The following is a 1,319-nucleotide window of genomic DNA, read 5'->3' on the forward strand; positions in this document are numbered from 1 at the left end:
TGAAGTTCCCCCCTGATCTTGGACAGCGGTTGCTTACGCTGCGGGGGTGAAGTCGCGCTGCAGTCTGGCTCGGGTTTCGAGTGGGGTGAGGTACCCGAACTCGGGGTGTTTGCGGAGCCTGGTGCGGTTGTACTCGACTTCGATGAAGCGGAAGACGTCGGCGCGGGCCGCTTCGCGGCTCTCCCAGACAGTGGTGCCGATCTCCGCTTTGAGCAGTCCGAAGAAGCTCTCGGCTGCGGCGTTATCGTAGCATATGCCGGTTCGTCCCATGCTCTGTCTCAGGTTCAACTTCCTTGTCTCCCGGCGGAATTCACTAGAGGTGTATTCGCTGCCGCGGTCGGTGTGCATGATGCAGCCGGGCTGCAGGGCGCCTCGGCCGGCGGCCATCTTCAGGGCGTCGGTGACCAGTTCGGCGCGGTGGTGGTCGGCCATCGCGTAGCCGATGACCTCGCGGGTGGCCAGGTCGATGACGGTGGCCAGGTACCACCAGCCCTCGATCGTCGGAAGATACGTGATGTCGCCGACCAGTTTCGTGCCGGGCCGCTCGGCGGTGAAGTCGCGGCCGACCAGGTCCGGGGCCGGGGCGGCCTTGGTGTCCTGTGTCGTCAGGTGGCGGCGCCTGCGCCGGGTGATGCCGCGGATGTCGCGCTCGCGCATGATCCGCTCGACCTTCTTCCGGTTGATACCGTAGCCGCCTCGCCGCAGCTCGGCGTGCACGCGCGGGGCGCCGTAGGCGCCCCGGGAGGTGGCGTGGATCTCGCGGATCCGACCGGCCAACTCGTCCTCGGCGCGCTGCCGTTCGGCGACGGCCGGCCGTGAGGCGAGCCAGGCGTAGTAGGTGGAACGGTTGACGCCCATCACGTGGCACAGCCGCGCGACGCTGTAGCCATCGGGGTTCGCCTCGGTGGCCTTCTCCGCGTCGATGAAGAGACACACCGTGCCTACTTCACGATCTCCTTCGCGAAGAAGGCCGCGGCTTTTACCAAGATCTCGTTGGCCTTCTTCAGGTCGGCGTTCTCGCGGCGAATGCGCCGCAGCTCCTCACGCTCATCGCTGGTCAGCGCACCGGAGGGCCCCTCGCCGCGGTCGATCTTCGCCTGCTTGACCCAGCCGCGCAGCCCCTCGGGGCTCACTCCCAGTTCCCGGGCGATCTCGGTGACGTTCCGATGCGGCGAGGACCGGACGAGCGCGATCGCGTCCCGCTTGAACTCGGCCGTGTACCGCTTGCTCATGTTGCTCTTGCCACTCACTACCTGAACTGCTTCCTCCGGGACCGTCCGTCCCAGTATCAGGCTGTCCAGTTCAGCGGGGGAACTTCA

At 66.6% G+C, this 1,319-nt stretch carries 2 protein-coding genes; both read right to left on the minus strand.

Annotated elements, in window-relative coordinates:
* Positions 1–33 precede the first annotated feature (33 nt).
* On the minus strand, positions 34–936 hold the full coding sequence (locus tag ACGF12_RS38585; RefSeq protein WP_393041345.1) for an IS3 family transposase: 903 nt from the start codon (positions 934–936) through the stop codon (positions 34–36).
* Positions 937–941: 5 nt separating this feature from the next.
* Positions 942–1,250 carry a transposase gene (locus ACGF12_RS38590; protein ID WP_393041348.1) on the minus strand — a complete coding sequence of 103 codons (309 nt, stop codon included), beginning with the start codon at positions 1,248–1,250 and terminating at the stop codon, positions 942–944.
* Positions 1,251–1,319: the final 69 nt, after the last annotated feature.

The organism is Kitasatospora sp. NPDC048296, from assembly GCF_043201815.1.
Lineage (GTDB): Bacteria > Actinomycetota > Actinomycetes > Streptomycetales > Streptomycetaceae > Kitasatospora.